Origin of the sequence: Escherichia sp. MOD1-EC7011, from assembly GCF_002965005.1 — a bacterium.
GTDB lineage: Bacteria > Pseudomonadota > Gammaproteobacteria > Enterobacterales > Enterobacteriaceae > Escherichia > Escherichia ruysiae.
The window spans coordinates 84,874-110,578 of sequence record NZ_PTRD01000003.1; the positions used below are offsets into that span (position 1 = coordinate 84,874).

Annotated in this window: 18 protein-coding genes and 1 pseudogene; 5 read left to right on the forward strand and 14 right to left on the reverse strand. The window is 50.9% G+C overall.

Translation table 11 applies throughout. The annotated features are described in order from the left end of the window. The first annotated feature begins 37 nt into the window (after nt 1–37). Nucleotides 38–109 carry a hypothetical protein gene (locus A7098_RS23625; protein WP_123056740.1) on the forward strand — a complete coding sequence of 24 codons (72 nt, stop codon included), beginning with the start codon at nt 38–40 and terminating at the stop codon, nt 107–109. On the opposite strand, the gene yqfG is transcribed toward A7098_RS23625, so the two are convergent. Both yqfG and uacT read right to left on the reverse strand, forming a co-directional pair. Next, on the reverse strand, nt 106–231 hold the full coding sequence (yqfG, locus tag A7098_RS01980) for a protein YqfG (protein ID WP_105280248.1): 126 nt from the start codon (nt 229–231) through the stop codon (nt 106–108). The genes A7098_RS23625 and yqfG overlap by 4 nt on opposite strands. A 1-nt stretch (nt 232) precedes the next feature. Further along, on the reverse strand, nt 233–1,681 hold the full coding sequence (gene uacT / locus A7098_RS01985) for a urate/proton symporter UacT (protein WP_001295374.1): 1,449 nt from the start codon (nt 1,679–1,681) through the stop codon (nt 233–235). A gap of 434 nt (nt 1,682–2,115) precedes the next feature. Here uacT and ygfT point away from each other — a divergent pair, with 434 nt between their 5' ends. Beyond that, nucleotides 2,116–4,038, forward strand: coding sequence for a formate-dependent uric acid utilization protein YgfT (ygfT, locus tag A7098_RS01995; RefSeq protein WP_105280249.1), 1,923 nt, complete (start codon nt 2,116–2,118; stop codon nt 4,036–4,038). Continuing rightward, a complete protein-coding gene (locus tag A7098_RS02000; RefSeq protein WP_105280250.1) occupies nt 4,035–4,523 on the forward strand; it encodes a 4Fe-4S dicluster domain-containing protein in 489 nt (162 codons plus the stop codon). The genes ygfT and A7098_RS02000 overlap by 4 nt, the downstream gene beginning before the upstream one ends. 35 nt (nt 4,524–4,558) lie before the next feature. On the opposite strand, the gene ghxQ is transcribed toward A7098_RS02000, so the two are convergent. The 8 genes from ghxQ to mocA form a co-directional block, all read right to left on the reverse strand. After that, on the reverse strand, nt 4,559–5,926 hold the full coding sequence (gene ghxQ / locus A7098_RS02005; protein ID WP_032226150.1) for a guanine/hypoxanthine transporter GhxQ: 1,368 nt from the start codon (nt 5,924–5,926) through the stop codon (nt 4,559–4,561). 25 nt (nt 5,927–5,951) lie between these two features. Beyond that, on the reverse strand, nt 5,952–7,268 hold the full coding sequence (gene guaD / locus A7098_RS02010) for a guanine deaminase (protein WP_010347969.1): 1,317 nt from the start codon (nt 7,266–7,268) through the stop codon (nt 5,952–5,954). A 17-nt stretch (nt 7,269–7,285) separates the two neighbouring features. Continuing rightward, nucleotides 7,286–8,686 carry a xanthine/proton symporter XanQ gene (xanQ, locus tag A7098_RS02015; protein WP_001280173.1) on the reverse strand — a complete coding sequence of 467 codons (1,401 nt, stop codon included), beginning with the start codon at nt 8,684–8,686 and terminating at the stop codon, nt 7,286–7,288. 332 nt (nt 8,687–9,018) lie between these two features. Then, nucleotides 9,019–11,889: a molybdopterin-dependent oxidoreductase Mo/Fe-S-binding subunit gene (locus A7098_RS02020; protein WP_105280251.1), complete on the reverse strand. Its 2,871-nt coding sequence runs from the start codon at nt 11,887–11,889 to the stop codon at nt 9,019–9,021. Beyond that, nucleotides 11,886–12,665, reverse strand: a complete 780-nt coding sequence (ygfM, locus tag A7098_RS02025) for a molybdopterin-dependent oxidoreductase FAD-binding subunit (RefSeq protein ID WP_105280252.1) — start codon at nt 12,663–12,665, stop codon at nt 11,886–11,888. The genes A7098_RS02020 and ygfM overlap by 4 nt, the downstream gene beginning before the upstream one ends. A 50-nt stretch (nt 12,666–12,715) precedes the next feature. Then, on the reverse strand, nt 12,716–14,044 hold the full coding sequence (ssnA, locus tag A7098_RS02030; RefSeq protein ID WP_000906294.1) for a putative aminohydrolase SsnA: 1,329 nt from the start codon (nt 14,042–14,044) through the stop codon (nt 12,716–12,718). Nucleotides 14,045–14,046: 2 nt separating this feature from the next. Beyond that, complete coding sequence (ygfK, locus tag A7098_RS02035; RefSeq protein ID WP_105280253.1) at nt 14,047–17,145, reverse strand: putative selenate reductase subunit YgfK; 3,099 nt, start codon at nt 17,143–17,145, stop codon at nt 14,047–14,049. A 322-nt stretch (nt 17,146–17,467) separates the two neighbouring features. Then, nucleotides 17,468–18,046: a molybdenum cofactor cytidylyltransferase gene (gene mocA, locus A7098_RS02040; RefSeq protein ID WP_105280254.1), complete on the reverse strand. Its 579-nt coding sequence runs from the start codon at nt 18,044–18,046 to the stop codon at nt 17,468–17,470. A 104-nt stretch (nt 18,047–18,150) separates the two neighbouring features. On the opposite strand from mocA, the gene yqeC reads away from it, so the two are divergent. Both yqeC and yqeB read left to right on the forward strand, forming a co-directional pair. Continuing rightward, the gene (yqeC, locus tag A7098_RS02045; RefSeq protein ID WP_105280255.1) at nt 18,151–18,921 is read left to right on the forward strand and encodes a selenium cofactor biosynthesis protein YqeC; all 771 of its coding nucleotides are present in this window, start codon (nt 18,151–18,153) and stop codon (nt 18,919–18,921) included. A 47-nt stretch (nt 18,922–18,968) separates the two neighbouring features. Beyond that, a complete protein-coding gene (gene yqeB, locus A7098_RS02050; protein ID WP_105280256.1) occupies nt 18,969–20,594 on the forward strand; it encodes a selenium-dependent molybdenum cofactor biosynthesis protein YqeB in 1,626 nt (541 codons plus the stop codon). Between the two features lie 176 nt (nt 20,595–20,770). Here the strand turns inward: yqeB and arcC are convergent. The 4 genes and pseudogenes from arcC to dpaL all read right to left on the reverse strand — a co-directional run bounded on the left by arcC (nt 20,771) and on the right by dpaL (nt 25,653). Further along, nucleotides 20,771–21,703: pseudogene (arcC, locus tag A7098_RS02060) on the reverse strand (carbamate kinase). 47 nt (nt 21,704–21,750) lie between these two features. Further along, the gene (gene hyuA, locus A7098_RS02065; protein WP_105280257.1) at nt 21,751–23,136 is read right to left on the reverse strand and encodes a D-phenylhydantoinase; all 1,386 of its coding nucleotides are present in this window, start codon (nt 23,134–23,136) and stop codon (nt 21,751–21,753) included. Nucleotides 23,137–23,188: 52 nt separating this feature from the next. After that, nucleotides 23,189–24,400 carry a YgeY family selenium metabolism-linked hydrolase gene (locus A7098_RS02070; RefSeq protein WP_105280258.1) on the reverse strand — a complete coding sequence of 404 codons (1,212 nt, stop codon included), beginning with the start codon at nt 24,398–24,400 and terminating at the stop codon, nt 23,189–23,191. Between the two features lie 56 nt (nt 24,401–24,456). Further along, the gene (gene dpaL / locus A7098_RS02075; RefSeq protein ID WP_000110494.1) at nt 24,457–25,653 is read right to left on the reverse strand and encodes a diaminopropionate ammonia-lyase; all 1,197 of its coding nucleotides are present in this window, start codon (nt 25,651–25,653) and stop codon (nt 24,457–24,459) included. Nucleotides 25,654–25,705 lie beyond the last annotated feature (52 nt).

Here is a 25,705-nt window from a genome sequence, read left to right on the forward strand (position 1 = left end):
TCTAATCACTCGTCATTATAGATAACAGAAGTGTTAAATGATTAACCAAGTGAGCGTTTATCGACAACCGCCCGTTTTGAGCGGATGCCGACAGAGAAAGACCATTTAAAAAAGCAACATCATATATTTGAAGCGGCTTTCAATAGCCATTGCAACGCAGTCAGAAATGACAGGAATGGAGATCATTAAGAGTAATAACAGACTGAATATAGCGCGCATTAAAAAATTCATATTATTCTCCATGCTCATTTTTCTTCAGCTTGCGCATCAGAAGCCACATACGTACTGTCCTGACTTTTAGATCTTTATCAGAGACGGATTCCTTTACCAGGTCAGCATGATGCTGATAGCCATTAAAGAAGACGTTCAGCACAACGGCGCTAAGGGTTGCGAGCATAATGCCGCTATGCAGCAACGGTTGCAGTACGGCCGGTAATTTAGAAAAAAAATCGTGAGAAAGCGTCGGAGTCATGCCAACGCCGAGACTGATTGCCACAATATAGAGGTTGTAACGGTTGGTGGTGTAGTTACAGCGCGACAGAATCCGAATCCCTGTAGCCAGCACCATGCCGAACATCACCAGCCCCGCGCCGCCCAGCACAAATTGCGGAATGGAAGCCACCAGCACCGCCATTTTGGGCACCATGCCGAACAGAATTAAAATAATCCCCGAAGAAATACACACCCAGCGGCTATGAACGCGCGTCACGCTGACCAGACCGACGTTTTGTGAAAAAGATGTATGCGGAAAACTGTTAAACGTTCCGCCGATCATGGTTCCTACGCCATCCACGCGCAGCCCGCGAATAATGTCGTGCGAAGAGAGCTTACGACCGACTATTTCACCCAGTGCCAGGAACATCCCCATCGACTCAATAAATACGATGATGAGTACTGCGGTCATGGTCAAAATAGAAACGGGGTCGAAAATCGGCATACCAAACGACATCGGCGTAACAATCGCAAACCACGAAGCATCATGCAGCCCGGATAAATTGACTTCATTCATCATCCACGAAAGTAAGAAGCCAAATACAATCCCCAGTAATACGGCGACATTGGACATAAATCCTTTTGCATAGCGAGTAATAAGCAAGATGAAAATTAAGACTGCGAAGGAGATTCCTAAATAAACGGGATTACCATATTGCGGATTTCCTTTACCTCCCGCAGCCCAATCAATGCCCACCTGAATAATACTCAGCCCGATAGAGGTAATAACCACACCGGTAACCAGCGGTGGGAACAAAGGCATTAAGCGACCAATAAGCGGCGCTAATAATGTGGTGATAAATCCTGCTGCGATGGTTGCGCCAAAAATCCCCAGCAGCCCGATATCCGGGTTCATCCCGATAGCTATCATTGGCGTTACAGCAGCAAAGGTCACCGACATAATAACGGGCAGGCGGATCCCCATAAAGCGGCCGATACCGATACATTGCAATAATGTGACGATCCCGCAGCAAAAGAGATCCGAGCTAATGAGCATCGCAATAGCTTCTTTTGAGAGGCCGAGTCTGTCACCAATCATCAGTGGAACAGCGACTGCACCTGCATACATCACAAGTACGTGTTGCAGACCGAGTATGATCAACTTTCCTGGTGATAATATGCGGTCAACCTCATCGGTGGGGCGGTCTTGCCCTGAAGATGAGGGAAGTTGGGAATCTATGGCGCTCATCAGTCATTCTCCTTTCGCTCGCCAGAGTTAAAAGCAACCGTTTACGTTAATAAAACTGTTTAATTACATGCTCGTGGGATGCCAGTTTTAACGAGGAAGGGAAGTTAGAGACAGGAATTGCGGAGGCAATCACATAATCGTGGTTAAACCGAGAAAATGAGAAAAGAATCAGATAATTGAATTATCTTTAATTTTCTCATATTGATATGTCTTTAATCATTCTGGCATATCGCACTCTCGCATTTAATGTTTTTGAGTTGGATTACTCTGTTTTCAGCAACGATGTTTAATTAATGAAAGCGGCACAGATTGAGGGGTAATAATTTGACCTCAGTCGCAAAATATCATTAAAGCGGACACGTTTTATAATATATGCCCGTTTATTGCATTGCGACATTTGAGAAGACATAACTCATCAAATGAAAGGGATGCAAATGAATAAGTTTATCGCTGCTGAAGCTGCGGAATGTATAGGCTGTCATGCCTGTGAAATTGCCTGTGCGGCGGCACACAACCAAGAAAACTGGCCGCAGAGCCACAGTGACTTTAAACCCCGTATTCACGTTGTTGGGAAAGGCCTGCACGCGAATCCGGTGGCCTGTCATCATTGCAATAATGCCCCCTGCGTTACGGTTTGCCCGGTAAATGCTCTGACTTTCCAGCCTGATAGCGTACAACTGGACGAGCAAAAGTGTATTGGTTGTAAAAGATGCGCAATCGCTTGCCCCTTTGGCGTAATCGAGATGGTCGGTTCTATTGCGCAGAAATGCGACCTTTGTAACCAGCGCAGTTCCGGCGTTCAAGCCTGTATTGAGGTCTGCCCAACGCAGGCATTACGCCTGATGGATGATAAAGGGTTACAGCAGATAAAGATGACCCGCCAGCGCAAAACGGCAGAAGGAAAGGTGTCATCAGATGCTCAGTCATCTCGCCGTGCAGCGTTGCTCCCCGTTAACCCGCGTAAAGGTGCAGATAAAATTTCAGCGAGTGAGCGGAAAACCCACTTTGGCGAAATCTATTGTGGACTGGATCCGCAACAAGCGACTTATGAGAGTGACCGCTGTGTTTATTGTGCCGAAAAAGCCAACTGCAACTGGCATTGCCCGCTGCATAACGCCATTCCGGATTACATCCGTCTGGTACAGGAAGGGAAGATTATTGAAGCGGCAGAACTCTGCCACCAGACCAGCTCCTTACCAGAAATCTGCGGCAGGGTATGTCCGCAGGACCGGCTTTGTGAAGGTGCATGTACTTTGAAAGATCACTCTGGCGCAGTCTCTATCGGTAATCTGGAACGCTACATCACCGATACCGCGCTGGCGATGGGCTGGCGTCCCGATGTCAGCCTGGTCGTTCCGCGTATGGAAAGAGTGGCGGTGATTGGCGCAGGGCCAGCAGGGCTGGGGTGTGCCGATATTCTGGCGCGCGCTGGCGTTCATGTTGATGTCTTTGATCGCCATCCAGAAATTGGCGGCATGTTGACCTTTGGTATTCCTCCTTTCAAGCTCGATAAAGCGGTGTTAAGCCAGCGGCGGGAGATATTCACCGCGATGGGGATCGACTTTCATCTCAACTGTGAAATTGGCCGTGATATCTCTTTCAACGAATTAACGGCGGAATATGATGCCGTTTTCCTCGGTGTGGGGACTTACGGGATGATGCGAGCGGATCTGCCGCATGAAGATGCGCCCGGTGTCATTCAGGCGCTACCGTTTCTGACCGCGCATACTCGCCAGTTGATGGGGCTGCCAGAGTCTGCAGAGTATCCGCTGACGGATGTAGAAGGTAAGCGAGTTGTCGTATTGGGGGGCGGCGATACAACAATGGATTGCCTGCGCACATCCATTCGCCTGAAGGCCGCCAGTGTGACCTGTGCTTATCGGCGTGATGAAGTCAGTATGCCCGGCTCGCGAAAAGAGGTGGTTAATGCGCGAGAGGAAGGTGTTGAGTTTCAGTTCAATGTTCAGCCGCAATATATCGCTCTTGATGATGACGGGCGCTTAAAAGCGGTGGGTTTGATTCGTACCGCAATGGGTGAGCCGGGACCTGATGGTCGCCGTCGTCCACGTCCGGTGGCGGGATCTGAGTTTGAACTGCCCGCCGATGTGCTGATTATGGCCTTTGGGTTCCAGGCACATGCCATGCCGTGGTTGCAGGGCAGTGGCGTTAAGCTCGATAAATGGGGGCTGATTCAAACCGGCGACGTCGGGTATTTACCCACCCAGACGCATCTGAGAAAAGTCTTTGCTGGTGGTGATGCTGTTCATGGCGCGGATCTGGTCGTCACTGCAATGGCCGCAGGAAGACAGGCAGCACACGATATGTTAGCCATGTTTAATACGAAGGCATCGCGATGAAATCGTTAATTATCGTTAATTCAACTGACTGTATTGGTTGTCGTACTTGCGAAGTGGCTTGCGTGGTCGCCCATCCGTTAGAACAGGAGTTGAATGCGAGTTTCTTTCTCCCACGTTTAAAAGTGCAGCGTCTGAACAACATTAGTGCGCCGGTGATGTGCCATCAATGCGAAAACGCCCCTTGTGTTGGTGCTTGCCCTGTGGGGGCGCTGACGATAGGCGAGCAGGTGGTGCAGGCCAATTCTGCCCGTTGTATTGGCTGTCAGAGTTGCGTCAGTGCGTGCCCGTTTGGGATGATCACTGTTCAGTCGTTGCCCGGTCATACTCGTCAACTCATCGTGAAATGTGATCTTTGCGAACAGCGGCAAGAGGGACCTGCGTGCGTTGAGTCCTGCCCAACGCAGGCGTTGCAGTTGATGACTGAGAGAGAACTCAGGCAAGTCCGCCAGCAGCGTCTTGCTGCCAGCGGTGAGAATTCTCTCTGAAAGAAATCTCCGCGCTGAAAGGCGCGGAGAGTCTATTAGATTGCCCAACCACCTGCGTAAAACGCGACCAGTGCGGCGGTAATGATAACCGTACCAATATTCAGCTTTTGCCATTCGCGTGCAAAGACGCGGCCTACGACCAGTGTCACAAAGCCCAGCATAATACCGGTGACGATATTACAGGTCAGAACGATGAAAACCGCACATACCAGGCCTGCCATCGCATCAATAAAGTCATTGAAATCGAGCTTCGAGACGTTACTTAACATCAGCAAACCCACGTACATCAGTGCAGGGGCAGTGGCATAACCAGGGATCAGAAACGACAGCGGAGATAAGAACAGAATCAGCAGGAATAACGCGCCAACTACCGTTGCGGTTAAACCGGTTTTGCCCCCGGCGGCAGTTCCGGCTGCTGATTCGATATATACCGCCGCAGGTGCTGCACCCACTAAACCGGAGAATATTGAACTAACCGAGTCACTGGTCAGGGCTTTACCGCCGTTGATGATCTGGTTGTCTTTATCCAGCAGATTCGCCTGTCCGGCTACTGCACGGATGGTGCCGGTGGCGTCGAACACTGCGGTCATCACTAATGCCAGTACACTCGGAAGTACAGTTGGTTGAAGTGCGCCCATAATATCCAGGCTGAAAATCAGAGACTTACCATCTTCGCCAGTCAGACTTGGCATTGCTACCAGACCATGATATTTGACTGCCGGATCAAAGATTAAGCCGATGATCGAGATGGCGATAATCACCAGCAAGATCCCACCAGGTACGCGGCACTTCTCCAGGCCGAAAATCACCGCTAATCCCAGCAAGCTCATCAGCACCGGGAAAGAGGTAAACGCACCAAGCGCCACTGGCAAGCCTTCAATCGGGTTTTTGATAACCATACCCACACCGTTAGCAGCAATCAGCAGCAGAAACAGCCCGATACCGATACCTGTACCGTGAGCGATACCCATCGGCAAATTACGTAAGATCCAGGTACGCACACCGGTTACGGAAATGGCGGTGAAGATGACGCCCATCAGAAATACCGCGCCCAGTGCGACAGGAACGCTAATTTGTTGCCCGAGTACCAGGCTGAATGCGGTAAATGCTGTCAAGGAAATGGCGCAACCAATCGCCATTGGCAGGTTAGCCCATAACCCCATCAGCAGAGAGCCGAAGCCTGCGACCAGACAGGTGGCAACGAAGACCGCTGCGGGAGGAAAACCTGCTTTACCCAGCATTCCCGGCACTACGATAACGGAGTAAACCATAGCGAGGAATGTGGTCAGACCCGCCAGTACCTCCTGGCGAACGCTGCTGCCACGAGCGGTAATTTTAAAATAATTATCCAGCGCGCCCTGTGGCTTTGGTGCGTCCGGTGTTTGTAGGATGTCTCCAGACATAATGATGTCCTCACGAGGTTTATTATTAGTTGCGTTCGTACACCAGACGACCATCAACGTAGGTGCGATAGATAGAACGGTCATCGCCCAACGTCATCATCACGAACAATTTGTCGACTAAAGAAACAGAGTTGTCATAGCGCAATTGCTGCAGTGGCGTGGCGGTAGGCTCCATCACCACGAAATCAGCCTCTTTGCCTGGTATAAAATTGCCGATCAGATCGTCAAGTCCCAGAGATTTCGCGCCACCGAGCGTGGCAAGGTAAAACGCTTCATATGCTGAGAGACGATAGCCCTGTAACTGCAACACTTTGTAGGCTTCGTTCAGTGTTTGCAGCATGTTGAAGGTGGTTCCGGCACCAATGTCAGTCCCCATGCCGACTTTGACTTTCTTATTCCATGCTTTTTTCAAGTTGAATAAGCCGCTACCGAGATAAAGGTTGGAGGTTGGACAAAACGCGATGCTGGATTTAGTTTCGCTGAGACGATCCCACTCTTTTTCTTCCAGATGGACGCAGTGAGCAAAGACGCAGTTTTTACCGGTCAGGCCATACTGGTGATAAACATCCAGATAACCATCATGTTCAGGATAAAGTTCTTTCACCCAGGCAATTTCATCTTTGTTTTCACACAGATGGGTATGTATCCACGTATCAGGAAACTCTTCTTTCAGGCGTTGCGCCATTGCCATCTGTTCGGGAGATGAAGTCGGTGCGAAGCGCGGTGTAATGGCGTACAACAGACGTCCATTTTTGTGCCAGCGTTCGATCAGTTCTTTGCTTTGGTGATAACTGCTTTCTGCGGTATCAAGCAGATAATCCGGCGCATTGCGATCCATCATCACCTTGCCGGCAATCATACGCATATTGATATGACTGGCGGCTTCAAACAGCGCATCAACGGATTGCGGATGAACAGTCCCAAACACCAGCGCCGTAGTTGTGCCGTTGCGCAATAACTGCTTGATGAAAAACGCCGACATTTCGCGGGCGTATTCTAAATCCTCATAACGACGCTCTGTGGGGAATGTGTGTTTATTCAACCATTCCAGCAACTGCTCACCGTAGGCACCGACCATTTCACTTTGCGGATAATGGATATGTGTATCGACAAAGCCCGGAACTATCAGTTTGCCGCGATAATCACGGACGCGAATAGTGTCAGGAATTTGATGCTTTCCGTCTTCCCATTTGCCAAACCATTCCACTTTCCCTTGTTTAATGAGTAGTAAACCATCCTCAATAAAACGCAGTGCAGAGGCGATTTCTTCCGGGTTATCGACTGTACGGGTGACATCAATAAAACTGCCTCGTACTGCTTTTAACGTGTGTTCTCCTGACATCATTGACTCCTTTACTTTTAATCCATCTCTTCCGCTGAGGTAATACCAGGCAGAACGTTTTCCTGTCGGTAGCCACCAGGGAGAATAATATTTAATAAAATCGCAGTTAACCCGCCTGCACAAATAGGGTTTTCAACTAATACATAAATAGAGGCAGGCAATATTTTAAAAATTTCGGGATCGTAGGAAACACCAAGACCTAAACCTAATGAGGTGGCGACGATAAGTGTTTCACGGCGTTTTAAGCCATTGGTGATAATGATGCGGATACCGGCAATGGCAATCATGGAAAACATTAACGTCATTGCACCCCCCAGAACTGCCGAGGGGATAGTGGTGAAGAAGCCGCCGATCATCGGAAATAACCCGAGGATAACCAACATAACCGCGATGGTTCGCCCGATATAACGTGAGGCGACGCCGGTCATCTGAATAACACCGTTATTTTGCGCAAAGGTGGTTAATGGTAATGAACCGACTGCGGAGGCGATAACAGAGACCAGACCATCTGCCAGCACGCCACCTTTCAGCCGTGACTGATATTCGTCTCCCTGAATAGGACGGCGGGAAACCATTGCCGTGGCGGTGATATCGCCTACTGCCTCCAGCACGCTAAGTAGATAAATCGTGCCGACCACCAGGAACTGATGGAAGCTGAAACTAAACCCGTATTTGAACGGATGTGGGATAGTGATTAACGGCAGGTTGCGCATACTGCTGAAATCCACCATGCCAAGGCATAACGACGCGATATAGCCGACGCAAAGCCCAATGGCGATCCCGCCCATGCGTAGCAACGGACTACGGCAGCAGTTAAAGCCGATCACCACAATCAAAACCAATAAACCAACGCCGAGATGTTCGTAATTGCCGAACGTACCGCTGCTTTTGGCTGCAAATCCACCGCCAAAATCGATAATGCCGACTTTAATCAGGCTTAAGCCGATCATCAGCACCACAATGCCGCTGACGGTGGGGGTGATAACCCGACGTAGATAAGGCAGGATAAAAGAAGAACCGACAACCAGAAATGCGCCAACGAAGGAAACGCCAAGCAGCGACGACATGATTAATTCTTCGTGGAAACCGTCGCTTTTCATGCTGCTGCCCAGTGCAATCATGACGGTAACAAATGAAAAATTGACTGACTGAATGGAGAGTAAACCGGAACCTACGATGCCATAACGGTTTACCTGTAACCATGTTCCAATGCCGGAGGCGATCATTGCCATTGAAACCAGATAGGCGGTCGTTTCTGCGGAAAGTTGTAAGGCCGCACCCACAATTAATGCGGGAGTCACCATCGGAACGAAAATTGCCAACAGATGGGTAATTGCGCCAACAATAGCCTGATGAAAGGGAGGGCGATCCTCCAGTTCAAATATAAGGTCGGAACCTGCATGGTTTATATCAGACATCCCTTCACTCCTTTTAAAGTAAATTTGATCATCTGAATCAGTAAAATAAATACCCACGAATTTGGAGCGCAGGACGCCTTGAGAACGGCTTATCTCATTTTCGCAGTTACTATTTAGTCATCGTTCAAACAGAGAAACAGGCCGCCGAAGCGGTAACAGATTGTTGATAAATCGCGCTTTGTTCATGCCGGATGCGGCATGAACGCCTTATCCGCCTACCAAATCATGCTAACTCAATATATTGCAGTCGACATGTAGGCCTGATAAGCGCAGCGCATCAGGCAATTTCGCATTTGTCAGCAATCCAGGCCGCCGAAGCGGCCATTTATTACTTATATTTTTTCCAGCGCGGTGAGTATTTTCTCCGGAGTGAAATGCCATTCGCGTAACCAGATGCCGCAGGCATCGTGAATTGCAGTAGCAATTGCTGGTGCTGCGCCATTTACGCCAATTTCCGAGATGGACTTCGCCCCGAACGGGCCGACTTTATCGTCGCTCGGCACCAGTACGGCACGGAAATCACGTGGGATGTCGCCAATTTTCGGTGCGCCGTAACTGCGTAAATCGCGGGTTAACGGGTGACCTTCGGCGTCATAAATGATTTCTTCGCTCATACTGTGCCCGATAGCACGCAGGGTGGCGCCGTAGATTTGTCCCAACGCTAACTCCGGATTGACCGGCGTACCGCAATCCAGCAGGGCGTAGAATTTGTCCAGGCGGATTTCACCGGTACGCGTGTTGACGGCAACTTCAGCAAAGTTTGCACCATACGGGAAGGCGAAATCAGGCGTGATATAACTGGCTGTTCCCACCAGCGAACCAAAGCCAGTACCGGTTTCGCCTTTATGGGCAATATCCCCGAAACTCACTTCGCCTTTCTTACCGCGCACGACGCCCGGCGTTGCCAGTTGAACATCTTCCAGTGGCTCACCCAACATTTGTGCACCGTGGAACAGGATTTTCTCCCGCAGATTTTCCGCAGCCATACGCGCCGCGTTGCCTGAGAAACAAGTACCGGACGAGGCATACGCGCCTTTATCAAACAGCGCATGGTCGGTGTCACCGGAGATAACATGCACGTCCTGCGGCGGGCAGTGCAGCACTTCTGCCGCCAGTTTGGTCACCACAGTATCCAGGCCGGTTCCGATATCCGCACCACCGGAGTGAACGATAAAGGTGCCATCAGATTCCAGTTTGATCATGCAGTTAGCCTGATCGATATCCGGGATACCCGATTTCTGCATGATAATGGCAACGCCACGACCGATGCGCCAGTCACCATTTTGCGGTTTCGGTGAAGACCATTGGATCATCTCGCGACCCTGACGCAGGATCTCTTCCAGTGCGCAGCTGGCGGCGGAAGGAACGGAGGTCGGCGCTTTACCTTCACCGATTGCACCGAGAATTTTCAGCTCTTGCCCTTCGTGTACCCGGTTACGTTCGATAATTTCCAGTTGGTCGATCTGTAACTGTTCAGCCAGTTCCGCTAATGCCATGGTGATCGCGAAGTTACCTTTCGGTGCGCCATAACCCTGATAAGCACCATTTGGACAAATGTTGCTGTAGTAGGTGGTGACCTGGAAATCGACGTTATCGCACGGATATAACGGCAGCGACAGAGCCGGCCCGTTACACGGTACGGTGAGTGAATGGTTGCCGTAAGGGCCTGTGTTGGCGCGGAAATCCATCTTCACTGCCGTCAGGCGACCATCTTTTTTCGCCCCCAGTTTGACGGTGACTTTCGCGACGTGACGAGAAGTGTTGGCAATAAACTCTTCTTCACGGGTGTAGCGGAACAGCACCGGACGCCCGGTCACGCAGGTTGCCCAGGCGCACACTTCTTCCAGCAGGATGTCCTGTTTGGAACCAAAACCGCCGCCTACGCGTTCTTTAATGACATGAACTTTATGTTGTTTCATGCCTACAAGGCGCGCAACCTGGCGGCGTAAGTGCCACGGTACTTGAGTGGAGGCGTGAATAACCAGCCGATCGCCATCCATGCGGGTAAAGCAGATATGTGTTTCAGTCGGGCATTGCTGCGCCTGAGTTGAGTTATAGGTTCGCTCAATGATCACATCGGCATCGGCGAAGCCTTTATCCATATCGCCAATATGACCATGAATACTGGCGGCGATATTTTTGCGTGGGCGAGAACCGATAGGGAAGTTAATGATCATATGCTCGCCGCGCTGGGCTGCATGACTGTTGTCATCTTCCAGAGTATCTGGCGCACCAGCGACATACACCACCGGTTCATCGTGCACGACAGGTGCATTTTCTGCCATTGCTTCGTCGATCGACATTACCGGTTTAAGCACTTCATATTCAACGTCAATGAGCTTCAGTGCTTCGAGCGCAATTTCTTCACTTTCAGCGACTACCGCAGCAACGCGATCGCCGACATGACGCATTTTCTTGCCGAACATGCGGCGGTCAAGTGGTGACGGTTCCGGTGCGCTCTGACCACCAGGTGTGTAGTAGATATCCGGGCAATTCAGGTGAGTAATAACGTGAACGACGCCCGGTAAGGCTTCAGCTTTGCTGACATCCAGATGAGTAATCAGTGCGTGAGCGTGTGGGCTACGTAACATTTTAATGACGCAGGCGTCAGCCGTTACGCGGTCTTCAACATAGCAGGGTTTCGCCTGCACCATTTTCGCTGCATCAGTTTTAGGATAGTGCTTACCAATGACTTCAAGGTCGTCGCGGAAAGTCGGGGCGATATCAATCGTGGCCTGTGGGTTATTTTTACGTGCAACCGCCAGTTCAACGACCTGGTAGTATTGCTGCCAGCCTGCATCGCGGCTGAACAGACCAGAAAGCGCGTCGTCGATCTCTTCGCGGGTAGGTGCGGCGATGCGATCAAGAAGATCGGTAATAATCAGAGCCGCAGCCGGATCGTTATAACCGGACTGCACCACGCCGACATCAACCATTGCTTGTTGAACCAGACTTAATTCGTTCCATTTGCCCAGCGATTCTGCGGTACGAATGTCTGCTTTTTCTAACTGTGCGGCAATAAGCAGGGATGCGTTGACGATATTACCGTTAAAGATAATTGCGTCAGAACCGGCAAAACCGAAACCATCATCACTGTTGCGTACAGAGTGCATTCCCATGTTAAACAACAGCTTTTGCACGTTTTCGCCAGGATTAACGGTTAGCGCCTGGGGCGCGCCATTTAAAGTAAAGTGGATAATCATACGGCTTCCTCCCCAGCCTGTTGGCAGTCGGCATACAGGTCGGCTACCAGAACTCCCGTGATATAGCGTTTATAGGCCACGCTGCCCCGCAAATCTTCCGGCGGGAAAATGGCGTTGGCGACGGCCTGTTCCAGTGCATTACCTTCCAGATTTTGTTTTTCGACATCGTGCAGACGCAGTGCTTTACTGGCGACGCCATCCAGCGCAATTCGCATACCGTCGTGGTCGGTTAATGCAACGGCCGCAGTCACCACCGTTAACCCAGCCTGGGAACGGCTAATTTTGCGAGTCGCGCAGGTGCGATACGGATCTTTAATGATGATTTCTGTCAGCAGACGATCACATGGGCAGGACAGGTAGTCCTCAATTGACAGCGTTTCGCCGTTGCCAAAAACCAGTTCAGCATCCAGTGCCAGCAAGACGGGAAGCAACACCGACTCTTCCTGCCGGGCGGCGATTTCGCCACCAATGGTGGACTGATTACGAACATGGCGAGAGTAGACAAAGCCGAGGGCTTCACGCAAAGCTGCAGGAATAAATCGCGCATCACGCAGTGGCTGCAAGCGAGACATTGCGCCAATACGCAATGCGCCGTTATCCCAGTCAACCCAGTCCAGTTCCAGATCCTGTAAGGAAATGGCAATCTTTTTATCGGTACGGGTTGGTGTGGCGTTGAGTTTGCTGCCCCCGGCAAACCAGACGGCTTCATCCTGGAAGCGGCGCTTCAGTTCCAGCGCCTGTTCGACAGAGTCGGGTCTGAAAAATTGTTCAATCATCTTCTTTCCTTATTTAACCCTCTTCCTTGAAGGAAGAGGGTATCTGTCATTTATGCCAGCGCATCCATCCGACGCCACATACCGGCGGCGGCTTTTCTGGCTTGCGCATAAATGGAATCGCAATCGAAGTTAAACTGACGGTCTTCATAGACCATCACACCGTTGACCATCACGCTGTGAACGCTGCCTGAACCCATGCCGAAAGCGATATGACCGGCGATATTGTCCGCCAGCAACGGCGTTGGCGAGGTGTAATCGCAAATGGTTAAATCGGCTTTATAACCTGCTTCCAGCAGGCCGAATTTCGCACCAAAGTTGCGACTCATTAGTTCGTTGCCGTTAGTCAGGGCTTTGGCAAAACTGTCAGGCCACAGCGGACCACCAGCGTCACGATGTTTAAAGAAGGCGAATTTCATCTCTTCAAACATGTCTGAACCGATACCGTCGGTTCCCAGTGCCAGATTGCGGATATCGCTAAGATGATGGTTGTAACCAACATGGTTATTCATGTTGGAGCGGGCGTTATGTACCAGGAACGCGTCATGCTGATTAAGCAGGGCGATATCCTCTTTCGACAGATACAGGCCGTGGGCGACCAGCGTTTTACTGTCGATAAGATCGAATTGCGCCAGTCGTGCCAGCAGATCTTTGCCGTACCAGTGGTGACTGTGAGAAACGTCGTAAAGGTCTTCAGCAGCGTGAATGTGTAAACCACGCCCGGTGGCTTTTACGGCTTCGCGCAGCATTTCCAGACCGGCATCCGGCACGGTAAACGGCGCGTGAGCACCAATATGCGCTTCCACCAGATATGGCTCGGTAGCTACTTTCTTTGCGTCGTCAATCTGACGGGCGAAACGGATGTTTTCTTCTACACCTTCCTGTAACTCTGTGATGCCGTTGTTACGGTCAGTGGTTTCAAAACAGGTCATCGCACGCAGGCCAACTTTTAAAAATGCGTTGCGCAGCGTCGAGAGCGACCCGCCGATATAAGCTGGGGACGCATGGTGATCGATAACCGACGTGCATCCGCTCTTGATTGCTTCGAGTGAACAAATCAGCCCGCTGTAATAGAGCGACTCTTCATCAAGGGCACGATCGAGCCGCCACCAAAGATTTTTCAGCGTTGAGATGAAATCCGGGCAGGGAGCGATGTTCGCCATAATTCCGCGCGAAAGTCCCGAGTAAAAATGGTTGTGTGAGCAGACAATACCAGGCATCACAATCCGGCCATGCATCTCTTTGTAGCTGGCGTCAGGATAACGCTGCGTCAGAGCATCGCCGATCGCGACAATCACATCATTTTCGATGGCGATATCGACGCCTTCCTGTACTTTTGCCGGGTGTAACTGTACTGCGGTGACATTCTTCAGAATCAACATGATTACACCTCCACGCGGCTCAGCAGATAATGATGATGCTGGTGGACATGGCTAATGATGCGGCACATATCGTTCAGCTCTGGCGGTACGTTGTCGAACTGACCTTCGCTATTGATATTCAGCACCCAGCTTTGGTTATTCAGACGTATACGCACACGATCATCTTCCACCAGGAAGCCTGGGTTGCTGCTGTTATCAAAGTCTTGCGACAGACTAAAGACGGTGATTTTGTCTTTGTACGGTTTACCGTTCCACGGGCAGAACTGAGCGCAGTTGCCGCATTCGTTACAGTAAGCGTCGAGGTGCAGCGTCTGGAAACGGTTCTGGAAGCCAGGGACGGCAATTGAGACGTTGGCGCGGTTAGGGCAGACATCCACACACTTGCTGCAAACGTAGTTACATTCAAGGCAGCGAGCGGCTTCCTGGGCGACAAACGCGTCACGATCGTCACTGTTCACCAGGGTGACAGAGATATCGCCTTTACGTTGGTAGATTTCCGCCGGGTTGACGTTGTTCCAGTATTTATCGCTCTGGTGGGAGCGGATATTTTCTCGACTAAGGATGGCATCGGTGGCTCGTCGAGCCGTTCCGACAGCCGCGACAATAGAGGACGGACCGCGCTGTACGTCACCAATCATAAAGACGTCAGTCAGACGAGTTTCGCCGTTATGGTCGACATCAGGCCAGCCGTTTTTGTCCAGCGGCACGCCCATTGCGTTCAGGGCTTCGGTATCCTGCTGTTCGCCAATGGCGGTGATCAGGCTGTCTACGTGTAGCGTTACTGTTTCGTTGGTTTCAACCGGACGGCGACGGCCTTTCTCATCGGGTTCGCCAAGCGACATAACGCGCAACGTTAAGGTGCCATCCGCATCGAAACGTTCTGGGTTATTGAGGAAACGGAACTCTACGCCATCGTGTCGTGCTTCTTCATACTCTTCGCGCCATGCTGGCATCTCTTGTAGTGAACGACGGTAAACGACAGTCGCTTTTTCAACGCCCGGAACGCGTAACGCCGCACGGGCGCAGTCCATTGCGGTGTTACCCGCACCGACAATCACCACATGTTTACCCAAGTTGAGCACTGCGCCTTTGTTGTACTCGCGCAGGAAGGGGAGCGATTTCCAGACATTCTGGTTGTTGCCCGCCAGCTTCACACCGCTGTTTTTATCGGTGCCGGTGGCAATCAGAACATAGTGGAAGCCCTGATTTTTTAACTGTTCGACGGTCAGATCCGGTGAACAGCCATACTCAAATTTCACGCCGTGGTCGGCAACAAAATCGATATCGTGCTGAATCAACTCAGCAGGAATACGGAACTGTGGAATGATATTTTTCACCACGCCGCCGGCGTTAGCTTCGCGTTCAAATAGCGTCACCGGATGACCCGCTCTGGCAAGGAAGTAGCCTGCTGCCAGACCCGCCGGACCTGCGCCAATGACGGCAACCGGATGGCGAGAACCGGAACCGGCTGGTTTGTGCCAGCGTTGCTTATATTCATCCCAGCCTTTTTCCAGGGCGACTTTTTTCAGTTCGCGGATATTCAGCGCACTGTCGTAATCCAGGCGGGTACAGTTGTACTGGCACTGGTGATCGCAAATGTGACCAGTAATGGCGGGCAGGGCATTACGTTGGTAGATGAGTTCCAGCGCGTCGGCATAGCGATGTTCGCCAAGCAGACGAATGTATTCCGGAATATCCTGTTTGATGGCGCAGGCAGTGACACAGGGGGCAACGTAGCAGTCGGTCAGCGGCAGGTCTTCTGCCACTTCTATACGCTCTTCTGGCTTCCAGTGTTTCTGGGTGTACTCCATGGTCAGCGCATCTGCGGCCAGCTTGCTCAGTCGTTCCACGTCAACGTGGTCAAGTCCCCAGGCGTCGGAGCCTTCCAGCTCGCGCATACAGGCACTTAAACGCAAATAGCCGCCGGGTTTCAGTAAGTCGGTTGCCATGGTGATAGGGCGAATGCCAGTATCGAAAATATCGCGGATAGTCAGCTGGCTGGCACCACCGGAATAAGAAATTGGCAGTTTGCCGTCAAAGGCACGGGACAGAACTGCCGCGACATTGATAGAGAGCGGGAACAGTGCACGGCCGGACATATACATCTCTTCACCAGGCAGTGCGCCTTTGTTATTGATGGTGCCGAGAGTGTTAGTCAGTTTGACGCCAAAGCCGAGTGATTTTTCTTTTGCCAGCGCCATCAGGCGTTCCAGCATTTCCAGCGCCTGCGTTAGCTTGAGGTCGTGATCAAATGACTCTTCTTTTAAGCCGATGTAATCGAACCCACATCCATCAAGAATCTCACGAACACGCGCGTACCCCAGTAAGGTCGGGTTGAGTTTCACAAAGGTGTTCAGCTCTTTTTCTTCCAGCATGTAGCGGCAAATGGCTTCGATTTCATGCGGAGGGCAGCCGTGCATGGTGGAGAGGGTAACGCCTTGTACCATGCTGGTGGGGATACGGGCTGCTAAGGCCTGCAAGCTTTCACGTTTTTCCTGCAATCCGTGGCGGGCTAAAAATGCGTCATCGTGGAGGAGTTTATTCAGCGTATCGCGGTATTGAGCGAATTTCGGATGGTCAGATGCGTCCATCATATTGTCGATGAACTGCTGCATCGGCGGCTGCTTAATGCCTTCGAGGTTGTAACCGACGCTCATATTAAAGATAAACGATTTACCAGAATCAGAAGGCTGGAACATGGCTTCGAGAAGATGCAGGGCAAACCAGGCTTTGAGGTATTCATCCCAGGCTTTAAGCAGGGTAAATTCGGTTGACCATTCGGTGTTAAAGCATTCGTCTTCGGCATCGATACAGGGCTTTTCCAGCTCCAGGCGGTCAAGAATTTGGACGGTTTTTAGTTCGATAAAGCGTCCGCCAGTCAGCCAGGAAGTGACGATATTTTGCGCGAGTTGCGTGTGCGGACCAGCGGCAGGGCCGACGGGGGTGGCACAGGTTTCACCGAAGACGCTAACAGTTTTACCTTTTACGGGTGAGTAAAACTGTTGCTCAGGAATACCAAAGATTGAGCGTTGTTGTTGGTATTCATCAAATATGCGCGTCAAAAGTTCCTCAAACGGAATGGGACGCATAATATCCCCCATAACCCTCTCCTTAGCTTATACAGATATCATTGAGTGACCGGTATTGATAAATCCGGTGGTTTAAGGAGACAGAGCAACAATCGCACCACTATTGCCAGGTTGGCTCGGAAATATAAAAAAATGTGAGGCGCCTCGAAACTTAATGGTTTTTTGTGAATGATCTCACAGGTGCTAAATGAGAATTAAAATCACTACTGAGAGTTATTATTACCAGGGGTTTTATCATTTTTTCTCATTTCTCAAAATCAGTGGCTCCTTATCATTATGATAAAAGGGTACTGAGCGGAATGAATATTTGAACGCAATCGTTTAACCTGGTTTTCTAAAATTCAGTATGCCACTTTTGCGCATTAATAAAGTCCTCGGGGGTATCAATATCTAAAATTATTTCTTCATCTTCTATTTCGACGGAATAATGTTCACCCATTTGCAATGCCTGACGCATATTGGCCACGTTGGGACGTTGGATAGCCTGCATCAGACTCGATTTTGAGATTAAAATGGGATGACCAGGGATACCATTGTGGAGTGGGAGAATTGCACCGTTGTTGCGTAACTTCCAGATTTTATTAAATATATTGGCATTAAGACTTGGCATGTCACCATGAGTAATAAAGCAATGTTCAGTTTGCACTTCGGGAGCCGCAGCCTTCACCGAGGTCAGTAAGCCCTGCTCATAATCTGGATTATAAATAAGAGTAATATTGCCAGTGTTCTCGTAGCGATGGTGCAGTTCATTAGCGCGAAAACCCGTAACTAAAATAATTCGACTACAAAACTGCAACGCGTTTTTGATACTTGCATCAAGAATTGTTTCCTGTTGCCAGGGTAACATCATTTTCCATTGTCCCATTCTTGATGATAATCCAGCAGCGGTAATTATACAGTCGATAGATGACATAGTGATTCCATTATTTATATCGGTTAATAACGCCTGAAAATTGCGTTACTTCCTGGTTAATGAATTTGTGGGCTAATTTATCCCAGAGAGGTCTATGAAGACTCGTGAAAAGTATAATTGACCCATCAGCATTATTCATTGATTTAGGCGTGCAGAACGCTCCGGCAGTCATTTCTGTTGTTGGTGCAGGGGGGAAAACCAGTCTGCTTTTTTGGCTGGCAGAGTTACTTCAGTCTAGTGGCAGGCGCGTGTTAATCACGACGACGACACATATGTTTATACCAACGTCTCACTGGCCCGTGGTTTTCTGTCGCGATCCCGCCATGCTTCCTCATGCGCCTCTCACATCCCCCATTGCATTTTGTTTTCACCGCTTCAAAGCGAAACAGGGAAAAGCGCAGGGATTTACGCCAGATACCATTGATGTACTGGCGCAACGACCAGAATGTGACGTAATTCTCATTGAGGCAGATGGCTCGCGTGGAATGCCGTTAAAAGCGCCAGATGAGCACGAACCTTGCATACCTAAAAGCAGTTGCTGCGTGATTGCTGTGATGGGAGGGCATATTTTGGGCACTAAAGTTGGTGCTGAAAATGTCCATCGCTGGTCGCAGTTCGCTGAGATTACAGGGTTAACACCTGATGCAACCTTGCAGCTGAGCGATCTCGTTGCGCTGGTTCGCCATCCGCAGGGGGCGTTTAAAAACGTACCGCAAGGCTGTCGGCGAATCTGGTTCATTAACCGTTTTTCTCAATGTGAGAATGCGATTGCGCAAAGCGAGCTACTCAAACCGCTGCAACAACACGACGTAGAGGCAATCTGGCTGGGCGATATACAAGAAGATCCTGCAATCGCGCGCAGATTTGTGAATTAGCAGCTCGGACATTCCGGGTTACTGAAAGGATATCCATTGAGGTTGGTATGAATATTTTCACAGAGGCTGCAAAACTCGAAGAGCAAAATTGTCCGTTTGCGATGGCGCAAATTGTGGATAGCCGAGGTTCTACACCCCGTCATTCTGCACAAATGTTAGTGCGTGCCGATGGTTCTATCGTCGGCACAATTGGCGGCGGAATGGTTGAGCGGAAGGTGATTGAAGAGTCGCTTCAGGCATTGCAGGAACGTAAGCCGCGATTATTCCACGGGCGCATGGCTCGTAACGGCGCGGATGCCGTCGGGTCAGATTGCGGAGGCGCAATGTCAGTGTTTATCAGCGTGCATGGTATGAGACCACGTCTGGTGTTGATCGGCGCGGGGCATGTCAACCGGGCGATTGCCCAGAGTGCTGCGCTATTAGGGTTTGATATCGCCGTTGCCGATATTTATCGCGAAAGCCTCAATCCTGAACTTTTCCCGCCGTCAACTACGCTTCTCCATGCCGATTCGTTTGGCGCGGCAGTAGAAGCACTGGAGATTCGCCCTGATAATTTTGTCCTGATTGCCACGAATAATCAGGATCGTGAAGCCCTCGATAAACTCATTGAACAGCCCATTGCATGGCTGGGTTTGCTGGCAAGTCGCCGCAAGGTGCAGCTTTTCCTGCGTCAATTGCGCGAGAAAGGCGTGGCTGAAGAACATATTGCCCGTTTACACGCGCCGGTTGGTTACAACATTGGTGCGGAAACGCCTCAGGAGATCGCCATCAGCGTGCTGGCAGAAATATTACAGGTGAAAAATAACGCGCCGGGTGGGCTGATGATGAAACCTACGCATCCTTCCGGACACCAACTGGTGGTAATTCGCGGCGCGGGAGATATCGCCAGTGGTGTGGCGTTACGCTTGTATCATGCGGGGTTCAAAGTGATCATGCTGGAAGTGGAAAAGCCAACGGTGATTCGTTGTACCGTAGCGTTTGCCCAGGCCGTGTTCGACGACGAAATGACGGTTGAAGGTGTGACCGCCCGTCTGGCAACAACTTCTGCGGAGGCGATGAAACTTACCGAACGTGGATTCATCTCGGTGATGGTAGATCCTGCCTGTTCACTGCTTGATGAACTGAAACCGCTTTGCGTTGTGGACGCTATTCTTGCGAAACAGAATTTGGGTACGCGTGCAGATATGGCACCGGTGACGATCGCGCTTGGGCCGGGGTTTACCGCAGGGAAAGATTGCCATGCGGTAATTGAAACGAATCGCGGGCACTGGCTCGGTCAGGTGATTTACTCCGGTTGTGCGCAGGAGAATACCGGTGTTCCCGGTAATATCATGGGGCACACCACCCGACGTGTGATCCGTGCTCCGGCGGCAGGCATTATGCGATCCAATGTGAAATTAGGCGATCTGGTGAAAGAGGGCGATGTGATTGCCTGGATTGGTGAGCATGAAATTAAAGCGCCGTTGACGGGGATGGTGCGTGGCTTGTTGAACGACGGACTGGCGGTGGTCGGTGGTTTTAAAATCGGTGATATCGATCCTCGTGGCGAAACGGCCGATTTCACCAGTGTTTCAGATAAAGCCAGGGCGATTGGCGGCGGTGTCCTTGAGGCGTTAATGATGTTGATGCATCAGGGCGTTAAAGCGACAGAAGAAGTGCTGGAAGTGGCTTAAATGAAAACGGCCGGATGGTATTACCCGCCCGGCCTGAGACTGATGACAAAGTCCAAAAAGAGTTCGGACAGTCCCCTCGCCCCTTCGGAGAGAGGGGGAAAACCGTGCCAACATTGGCGATTGAGCCAGTTTGTCAGCAATATCTGGTCGGATGGCGTCGCCATCCGACCTTTAAATTACTGACGAATTACCGTTCCGGTTTTGCCTTCAATCCCTTCTTTCGCTTTGCTCAATACGGTAATCAGTGCTTCACGACCAGCGCGAGAGCGAGCAAACGAGGCGGCAGCTTCTACTTTCGGCAGCATAGAACCTTTCGCAAAATGACCTTCTTCGATAAAGCGTTCTGCATCGGCCAATGACAGGCGGTCGAGCCACTGCTCATTCTCTTTACCGAAGTTAATGGCCACTTTTTCTACCGCAGTCAGAATGATCAGCATATCGGCATCGATCATTTCTGCCAGACGGGCGCTGGCCCAGTCTTTATCGATAACCGCGCTGGCACCGCGCAGATGGTTACCCTCACGAATCACAGGGATACCGCCACCGCCAACGGTGATCACAACCTGACCTGCATCTACCAGAGCTTTAACCGTTTCTTTTTCAATAATATCAACAGGCTTCGGTGAGGCTACTACACGACGATAGCCACGCCCCGCGTCTTCTTTCAGGGTGTAGCCCTGTTTTGTCAGTTGCTCGGCTTCCTGCTCGGTAAAGAACGACCCGATCGGTTTGGTCGGATTGAGGAATGCCGGATCGTTAGCGTCGACTTCGACCTGAGTAACCAGCGTTGCTACAGGTTTATTAATACCACGAGAAAGCAGCTCTTCCCTTAAGGCGTTTTGTAAATCGTATCCAATGTATCCCTGGCTTAAGGCGACACAGACAGACATTGGCAGCATTGGCGAGTGTGCTTCCGTTTTTGCGGCAGCTTCGAATGCCTAGTTAATCATGCCTACCTGCGGCCCATTACCATGAGTGACGATAACTTCATGTCCTTGGGCAATTAAATCAACAATTGCCTGAGACGTAATTTTTACCGCTTTCATTTGTCCGGCCAGATCGTCGCCCAGCGCATTCCCGCCGAGGGCGAGAACAATTTTCTTACTCATTTTTCCTCACTCATCATTCTTAATTGTGTATAGATCCCTGGTAGTGGTTAGAGCACGGGAGGGACAAACGGTTTGCGTCGCAGGAAACGACCGCGTCCGGCTTTGCCTGTGAAGGCTCCGTCGCAGAAAATCGTTTCACCACGGGATAGCGTTCTGACAATTGCGCCCTGACAGGTAATGCCCTCCCAGGGCGAATAGTCGGCGTTGTCGTGGAGATGGCGATGTTGAATTTGTTGGCTCTGACGTGGGTCGATAATCACCACGTCGCCATCGGAACCGGACGCTAACAATCCTTTTTGTGGCCACAGGCCAAACAGCCTGGCGGGCATCGCGCTGGTTAACTCAACAAAACGTTCCGGTGTTATACGTCCGGTCATTACGCCACTGGAAAATAGTAACTGCATGCGGTTTTCCACACCGGGCAAGCCATTTGGGCAGCGACTGAAATCGCCTTTAGAAATTTGCTGGCGTTGAGCCATCGAGAAGGTGCAATGATCGGTCGCCACCACGTCAATCGCACCATCGCTGATGCCACACCACAGTTTGTCCTGCTCGCGAACATTGCGCAGCGGTGGGCTAAGGATAAATTTCATTCCGTCTTCTGTATCGTAACTGCGTTCGTCCAGCAGAAGATATTGCGGACAAGTTTCAACCCAGACAGGCTGGTGATTCGCGCGGGCAAGGCGCAGGTAATCCAGACCTAAGCCGTTAGACAGATGGACGATATAGAGTGGGGCGTTGCCGGCAAGTTGCGCCAGATTAATCATGCGGGCGATAGCTTCAGCTTCGCATTCCAGAGGTCGACTCAAGGCGTGATAGCGTGGCGCGGTTAACCCGGCGGCAATAAACTCCGCCCGCTTGCTGGCGATAGCTGCGTCATTTTCCGGGTGCACAGTGGTCAGGGCGCCAGACTCATGCAAGCGGCGTAATGCTTGCAACACTTCATCATCGTTGAGTTTATATTGATAGGTTAAATAGAGTTTAAAACTGCTCAGCCCTTCCTCGACCATCATCGGGATTTCGTCGAGGATGGCGTGATTAATGTGCTGGATCACACCGTGAAAGCTGTAGTCGATGACCGCCTTATGGGCGGCATAACCACGATAAACTTCCAGTTGATGGCGTAACCGGCAGCCATTTGGGCCAAATCCCATATGGTCAATAATGGTTGTTGTACCGCCACACGCGGCTGCGCGAGTACCGGTAAAAAAATCATCACAACTGCGCGCAATGCCGACATCAATATTAAAATGCGTATGGACGTCCACGCCGCCAGGGAAAACGTAACAGCCAGTGGCATCAATTTCTTCATAAGGGAGCTGCGGCGAAATATTGGTGCCCAACTGGCGAACAATCCCGCTTTCAATCAACAAATCCTGCTTTGCTTGTCCATCTGCGTTCACGACAGTGCCGTTTTTGATCAATACGCGCATAGCAAACTCCAAAAACCCTCCGGCGAACCGGAGGGGAATAAGTTAAGAATAATTATTCGGTTGCCAGCCAGCTTAACGGGATTGCAGCGTACATAGCGGCACAGGTCACCAGGTGTGATTTCCAGGTTTTTTCGTTTGGCGCGTGCGCTTCAGGTTCTTTACCTGGGCCAAAGCCGATCACCGGAATGCCGTGACGACCCATGATGGATACGCCGTTAGTTGAGAAGGTCCACTTATCAACGACCGGCGCTTTGCCAAACAGACCTTCGTAGGCATTCACCAGGGCTTTAACAGTGAAGTGATCTTCTTCCACTTTCCAGGTCGGGAAGTAGCATTCGGTTGGGTAGACCAGGCCAGTCCAGGACGGACGGTCATAGTTGTACATAGAAACGACAGCATTCGCTTTTTGAACTGCTGGCAGGGCGCGGATTTCGTCCAGCGCGCCTTCCCAGGTTTCACCCCAGGTCAGACGACGGTCAATAGAAACTGCGCAGCTGTCTGCTACAGCGCAACGGCTTGGGGAGGTAAAGAAAATTTCAGAAACGGTCAGCGTACCTTTGCCGAGGAATTCGTCATAACCCAGACGTTGGGACAGTTCTTGTAATTCGCCAAGAATCGGTCCCATTTTGAAAATGGCGTTATCACCGCGTTCTGGCGCAGAACCGTGACAGCTAACGCCCTGAACATCAATACGAATTTCCATACGACCGCGCTGACCACGGTATACCTGGCAATCAGTCGGTTCAGTACTGACCACAAATTCCGGGCGAATGCCAGATTGTTCAATAATGTACTGCCAGCACAGACCGTCGCAGTCTTCTTCCTGCACCGTACCGGTAACCAGCAGGGTATATTCATCTTCCAGACCGAGGTCTTTTATGATTTTACCGGCATATACCATAGACGCCATGCCGCCTTCCTGGTCGGAAGTACCGCGACCACCGATCAGCTCATCAGTTTCCATACCTTCGTACGGGTCGAATTCCCAGTTTTTGATGTTGCCAATGCCGACGGTGTCGATGTGAGCATCCATCGCAACCAGACGCGGGCCGCGGCCGATATAACCGAGAACGTTGCCCATTGGGTCGATTTCAACTTTATCGAAACCAACTTTTTCCATCTCTTCTTTAATACGATGCACTACGCGTTTTTCGTCACAGCTTTCACTGGGAATCGCAACCATGTCGCGCAGGAAGCGAGTCATGTCTGCCTGGTAATCCTTTGCTTTTTCAAGAATCAGTTTGAATGGAATATTCTTAGCCATTATTTTTCTCCAGTTTTTTACTCCCCGTTTTGCGGGGAGCTGTTCCAATAGTGTGATTAAGGTGCTACAGAGTGTTTGCCTTCCCAGACAACTTCGCGGTAGTGCTTCACGTCGGTGTCGCCTTCAGTGCTGATAACCAGCACCACGGCATCTTTGTTCAGCGCCAGTTTTTCCATCAGGCTTTGTCGTTGCGGGTGATAATGAACCGCCGCGAGAACGCCCAAACCGACAGCGCCAGATTCACCGGAGATGATGCGAGGATCGTTGCCATACGGATTACCCAGCACGCGCATACCTAATGCGGCAACGCTGTCCTGGCAGGAGATGAATTGAGTGGCGCAGTTACGTAGGATTTCCCAGCCCAGCGGGTTAGGTTCGCCGCAGGCCAGGCCCGCCATGATCGTCGCCATATCGCCACCAACGTTGACGATGTCGCCTTTGACGCCAGAGCGATAAATACAGTCAGCTTTGTCCGGTTCAACAATAATGCTGTGCAGATTTTGCGGGCTGTAGACATCGACCAGATAACCCAACACACCACCAGCCATCGCGCCGACGCCGGCTTGCAGCAGAACGTGCGTTGGGGTTACGCCCATTTCACGCATTTGCTCGACGGCTTCATCTGCCAGCGTGGCATAGCCCTGCATGATCCAGGTTGGGATTTTGGTGTAGCCTTCCCAGGCGGTATCCTGCACTACCTCCCAGCCGTGCTGCTGTGCGTGTTGCATGGTCAGGCGAACGGTGTCGTCATAGTTCATGTCTGTGACGATGCACTCGGCACCGAGGTTCAGAATGGCGTCAACGCGTTCCTGAGCGGAGCCTTTCGGCATGTAAATCACCGCATTCTGCCCGAGTTGCTGCGCTGCCCATGCGACACCGCGACCGTGGTTGCCGTCGGTGGTGGTCGCAAAGGTCATTTTTTCGCCGATAGCATTTTTCAGGTGTTCAAATGACAGCGTTTCGATATCAAGATGATATTTTTCGCACAGTAACTGAGCGATGGCATACGCACCGCCGAGCATCTTGAAGGCGTTCAGACCGAATCGTTTTGATTCGTCCTTAACGAGAATTTTCTTCACACCAAAAAGGTTTGCGAGATCGTCCAGAGCACAAAGCGGTGTTGGGCGATAGCCAGCAATCTTCTGATGGAACTGGCGCGCCAGTTTTGCCTGGCTTTGCGAAAAGAGCGGTGATGTTTCGCCGTTGAAAAATTTGTTATCGGCGATATCAATCTTCAATGAGAAAACGGACATATCCTATCCTTTTGGCCTCTGTAAATAGAGAGCCGATCTGTCGATCGGCCCG

Coding starts and splice junctions, on each gene's coding strand:
- A7098_RS02070 (WP_105280258.1), bottom strand. CDS start 24,400: ATGGCTAAGAATATTCCATTCAAACTGATTCTTGAAAAAGCAAAGGAT.
- dpaL (WP_000110494.1), bottom strand. CDS start 25,653: ATGTCCGTTTTCTCATTGAAGATTGATATCGCCGATAACAAATTTTTC.
- A7098_RS02000 (WP_105280250.1), top strand. CDS start 4,035: ATGAAATCGTTAATTATCGTTAATTCAACTGACTGTATTGGTTGTCGT.
- ghxQ (WP_032226150.1), bottom strand. CDS start 5,926: ATGTCTGGAGACATCCTACAAACACCGGACGCACCAAAGCCACAGGGC.
- ssnA (WP_000906294.1), bottom strand. CDS start 14,044: ATGTTGATTCTGAAGAATGTCACCGCAGTACAGTTACACCCGGCAAAA.
- yqeB (WP_105280256.1), top strand. CDS start 18,969: ATGAATATTTTCACAGAGGCTGCAAAACTCGAAGAGCAAAATTGTCCG.
- A7098_RS02020 (WP_105280251.1), bottom strand. CDS start 11,889: ATGATTATCCACTTTACTTTAAATGGCGCGCCCCAGGCGCTAACCGTT.
- uacT (WP_001295374.1), bottom strand. CDS start 1,681: ATGAGCGCCATAGATTCCCAACTTCCCTCATCTTCAGGGCAAGACCGC.
- guaD (WP_010347969.1), bottom strand. CDS start 7,268: ATGTCAGGAGAACACACGTTAAAAGCAGTACGAGGCAGTTTTATTGAT.
- yqfG (WP_105280248.1), bottom strand. CDS start 231: ATGAATTTTTTAATGCGCGCTATATTCAGTCTGTTATTACTCTTAATG.
- xanQ (WP_001280173.1), bottom strand. CDS start 8,686: ATGTCTGATATAAACCATGCAGGTTCCGACCTTATATTTGAACTGGAG.
- ygfK (WP_105280253.1), bottom strand. CDS start 17,145: ATGGGGGATATTATGCGTCCCATTCCGTTTGAGGAACTTTTGACGCGC.
- ygfM (WP_105280252.1), bottom strand. CDS start 12,665: ATGATTGAACAATTTTTCAGACCCGACTCTGTCGAACAGGCGCTGGAA.
- ygfT (WP_105280249.1), top strand. CDS start 2,116: ATGAATAAGTTTATCGCTGCTGAAGCTGCGGAATGTATAGGCTGTCAT.
- mocA (WP_105280254.1), bottom strand. CDS start 18,046: ATGTCATCTATCGACTGTATAATTACCGCTGCTGGATTATCATCAAGA.
- hyuA (WP_105280257.1), bottom strand. CDS start 23,136: ATGCGCGTATTGATCAAAAACGGCACTGTCGTGAACGCAGATGGACAA.